This window comes from Dokdonella sp. (genome assembly GCF_039926425.1).
GTDB lineage: Bacteria > Pseudomonadota > Gammaproteobacteria > Xanthomonadales > Rhodanobacteraceae > Dokdonella_A.
The window spans coordinates 1-4,509 of record NZ_JBDSWZ010000047.1; the positions used below are offsets into that span (position 1 = coordinate 1).

Here is a 4,509-nt window from a genome sequence, read left to right on the forward strand (position 1 = left end):
TCGATCCATCAGCAGGAATCGCCGCGCGCACCGGCGTGCAGACTTCCGGGAGGTCCAGGACGACAACGAACGTGCTGCCGACACCCAGCGTGCTCGTGACCTCGATGGTGCCGCCCATCAGTTGCGCCAATTCGCGACAGATTGCGAGCCCGAGGCCGCTGCCGCCATGGCGATTTGCGGCTCCGTCCGCTTGTTCGAATCGACCGAACAGACGTTCGCGCAGCGATTCCCCCATGCCCGGCCCGGTGTCGGCCACGCTGAAACGCAACCCGCCTTCGCTCGAACGTGCGAGCCCGAGCGTCACGCCGCCGTGCTCGGTGAATTTCAGCGCGTTGTTCGCGAGATTCAACAGGATCTGCTTGACGCGCAACGCGTCACCTTCGACCTGGCGCGGAACATCGGCGGCGATGTCGATGGTCAACGACAGCCGTTTGCTGCGTGCGAGCGGCGTCTCCAGTTCCCCAACCTCCCGAACGATTGCGCACGGATCGAACGGTGACGGCTCCAGCGCGAGCTTGCCCGCCTCGATTCGCGCCAGATCGAGACTGTCGTTGACGACGCGCAACATCAGCTCGCCGGACTGCCGGATCGCCGTTGCGTAGCGGCGCTGCCGATCGTCGAGCGCGGTTCCAAGCAACAACTCGCTCATGCCGAGCACGCCGGTCATCGGCGTTCGGATCTCGTGCCCCATCGTCGCGAGAAAATTCGACTTCGCCTCGACCAGCTGCTCGGATCCGCGTCGACGTTCGTCGGCCAGCGCGAACGCGTGACGGCGGCGCACGCGATTGCGATAGGCGTGCGTCGTCGCCCACACCAGCAGCAACGCGGCAAACGCATACAGGCCGTAGGCCAGTGGGGTCTTCCATGGAGCGCGCAATACATGGATGACCAGCGGGCTGCGCAACTCGCCGACGACGCCGTCCGCGTTCTGCGCGCGCAACTGCAGGCGATAGTCGCCTGCGGGAAGCCGCGGATACGTGCGTTCTCCACGCGGTGCGTCGAGCCAGTCGCGGTCGAATCCGTCGAGCTTGACGAAATACCGGTTGGCGGCCGGATTCGCATACGCGAGCGCGCGCGCTTCGATGTGGAAGTCGAGGTCGTCGTGGCGAAGCTCGATTGCGCCGGCAGCGTCGAGCGACTGCGTGCCGGTGTCGCGGCGGACACTCAATGCAGTGATCCGCAACGGCGGCGGTGGCGTGTGGAGTTCCAGCGCAGCCGGATCGAACGCGACCGCGCCCCCGAGCGTTCCTGCGTACAACACGCCGTCGGGCCCGGCGGCAAGAGCGCCGGTCTGGAATTCCTGGCTCGGCAAACCGTCTCGCGCGTCGAACCTGCGGATCGCCTTCGACGTCGGATCTGCACGCCACAGACCACGCGGCGAGGTCACCCACACGTTGCCGTCGGCAGAGACCGCAAGTGCATACGCGTCCAGCGTCGGCCAACCAGCGCTCGCGTCGAATCGTTGCTCGAGCACGGCATTGGCGCCGTCGATCCGATAGCGTTCGAGCGCGCCGAGGCGATGCGCCCAGAGCGATCCGTCGGCTGCAAATCCCAGCGCACGCACCGATTCGTTCGGAATTCCGGCGATGCGGACGAAGCGGTCCGTTGCCGCATCGTAACGTTCGATGCCACTGGCGGTGCCGATCCAGGGAATGCCACGCGGATCGAGCGTGAGCATTGCAATGTCGGCATCGCCGAGCGATTTCGTCGACGGGACGTAGCGTTTCACGATGCGTGGCGGATCGTTGGCGACGTGCACGACACCGCCGCCATGCACGCTCGCCCAGATCGTTCCGTCCGGAGCATTTGTCAGGTTCTCGACAAATCCGGAAGGAAGCGAATCGACACGCGAGACATCGGTGGGCAGCGCGACGAAGTCGAGCGTCTTCAGCGAATAGCGGCGCAGGCCAAGCGTCTGATAGCCAACCCACACGTGGTCGTTTCCGTCCGCCAACACGCCGGTCAGCAGACTTCCTTCGACGTGCAGCCGCTGTCCCCAGCGTTCGATTTCGCCGCTTGCGCGATCGATTCGATCCAGCCCATCGCGGCCACTCGCGGCCCAGATGGCACGTGACCCGTCGACCGCGATGGCCCGCACGCGGGCGCGCATGAGGCTCGCCGAGTTTCCCGGGACATGGCGGAACGCTGCGAAATTCCGCCAGTGCGGCGGCAGGCGTGCAATACCGCCATCGAACAGTGCGAACCACCCGCCGCCTTCGGCGTCGAAGCGGATATCCATCGTGCGCGTGCCCGGATATCCGCCGGGCGCCGCCTCCTCCGAATCGAGGCGATGCACGCCCTGCGCATCCAGTTGCGCCAGACCCGGCAGCAAACCGAGCCACAGTGTGCCTTCCGATTCGTCGCGTGCCAGCGACGACAGTCGCAGAGGCGGCGTTGACGCGGCGACTTCCCCGGCCAATTTCAGCTCCGCGTCGACACGGAACAGGCCCTTCAACGTTGCAACCAGCACACTGCCGTCCGCTTCCTGCAGGAAGTTCATCACCACCGACGGTCCAGGACGCGCCGCCATCAACGGCAGTTCAACGTGCACGATCCGGCCGTCGGCCTCACGCACGTCCAGTCCCTCATCGGTGCCGATCCACAAGCGGTTGCGCGCGTCGGCGAGCAGCGCGTAGACCGTGCTCGAGCGCAGGCTCTGCGCATCTTCCGCATCGTGGTCGACATGCAGGAAACTGCCGTCGGCCTGGAGACCGTTGAGACCGCCGAGGTAGGTGCCGACCCAGATCGTTCCGGCCGTGTCCTCAGCCAACGCAAACATGTCGTTGCTGCCGAGCGTCGTCAGTTCGCCCGCTCGATGGACCCAGTGCGTGAAGCTCTGGCCGTCCGGCTCCAGACGATTGAGGCCCGACCCTTCGCCGCCGCACCAGAGTCGGCCTTCGCGATCGATCAGCACCGACGAGATATCGTTCGTCGCGAGTGACGCCGGATCGTCCGGCTCGTGCCTAAACGTGCGGAATCCGATGCCGTCGTAGCGCGCGAGTCCGTCGTGCGTGCCGATCCACACGAAGCCGTCGTGGTCCTGCACGGTCTTGTAGACCACGTTGGATGGCAATCCGTCGGCGACACCGAGAGGCACGAATTGCGGCGGTGCCGGTGGCGGCGCAGATTCTGCGACAACCAGCCATGCGAGCATCGGCAGTGCGATCAGTCCGCGCATGAGTCCCTCTCCTGGCGCGGAGTCTGCCATGCACGGAGCGAGTGCGCAGCCTCGGCGCGTCTAGAGGATCACATGGGGAACGAAACGCGAGGTGTCGCGCGTGATCAGCGAGTCGTCTTCGCGCACGCCAAGTCCACACGGGCGATCGGCAACGACCCAACTGCCGACCAGGGGGTAATTGCCGTCGAAGTGCGGCAGCGCGTGGAAAGCCTGTCGGATCAGCGGCGAGTCCGTATATGGCCCATCGGAATGCAAGGTCTCACCCGCACGCGTGCGCAGTTCGATGTTTGCACCCTCGCGCGAGAACAGCGGTTTGCGGACCCACCCGGCGGCGAGCGGGTCGGCCGGCTTGTCTTCAAAGAACGCCGGCAGCAGATTCGGGTGATCGCGGTGGCGCTCCCACAACAGCGGCAGAATGCCCTTGTTGCTGAGGATCGCTTTCCACGGCGGTTCGATCAGGACGGTCTTCGACGCCGGCAGCGCGGATCCGAATTCTTCCTCGAACATGAACTCGAGCGGGTAGAGTTTGAACAGTGCGCCAATCACGTTGTCGTCGGTGTCGGTGTAGCGACCATCCGCGCTGATGCCGATGTCCTCGATTGCGATCTTCCGCGTCGCAAGGCCCGCCTGTTCCGCGCAGTCGGCGAGATAGGCGATGGTGCCTTCATCCTCCTGCGAATCGCGCACGGCCGAAAAATACAGCGGCCGCGGCAGGCGCCTGGCGATGGTGCCGAATGCCTGCACGAGCGATTCCTGGATCAGGTTGTATTGATCCGCATCGCGCGGCAACGCACCGCGCTGCTGCTGTTCCTCCAGCCAGTGCCACTGGAAAAACGCCGCTTCGTAGAGCGACGTCGGCGTGTCGTAATTGAGTTCGTAGAGTTTTGCCGGCCCGTTGCCGTCGTAGGCGAAATCCATTCGCCCGTAGAGATGCGGAGATGATTCCTGCCACGAGCGCGCAATCCATTCCCAGTACGCCTGCGGAATCGCCAGCCGTTTGAGCAGCGCCTCCTCGCGGACGACCTCGCCGACCAGGTCCATCGCCATTTCGTGCAGCTCGCCCGTTGGCGCTTCGATGTCGCGCTCGATCTGCTCGAGGGTGAATGCGTAGTAGGCACGCTCGTCCCAGTACGGCGCGCCGTCGATGGTGTGGAACCGGAAGCCGAGGCGTTCGGCGCTTGCCTTCCAGTCGCCGCGTTCGGCGATCGCGATGCGGCGCATGGCTCAGCCGCCGCGCGAGCTGCCGCCCCAACCGCTGCGTGCGGCAGAGCTCGAGCCGAAGCCCGAACGCGACATCGTTACCGCGCGGTTCGGCGTTGCATTGACGGGGC

The 4,509-nt window shown here is 65.4% G+C and carries 2 protein-coding genes; both read right to left on the reverse strand.

The annotated features are described in order from the left end of the window. Positions 1 to 3,178 (reverse strand): two-component regulator propeller domain-containing protein (locus ABIV12_RS02910; protein ID WP_348056046.1); only part of this gene is annotated, 3,178 nt, incomplete at its 3' end. 60 nt (positions 3,179 to 3,238) lie between these two features. Beyond that, complete coding sequence (locus ABIV12_RS02915) at positions 3,239 to 4,399, reverse strand: glutathionylspermidine synthase family protein (RefSeq protein ID WP_348056048.1); 1,161 nt, start codon at positions 4,397 to 4,399, stop codon at positions 3,239 to 3,241. Positions 4,400 to 4,509: the final 110 nt, after the last annotated feature.

Coding starts and splice junctions, on each gene's coding strand:
- ABIV12_RS02915 (WP_348056048.1), bottom strand. CDS start 4,399: ATGCGCCGCATCGCGATCGCCGAACGCGGCGACTGGAAGGCAAGCGCC.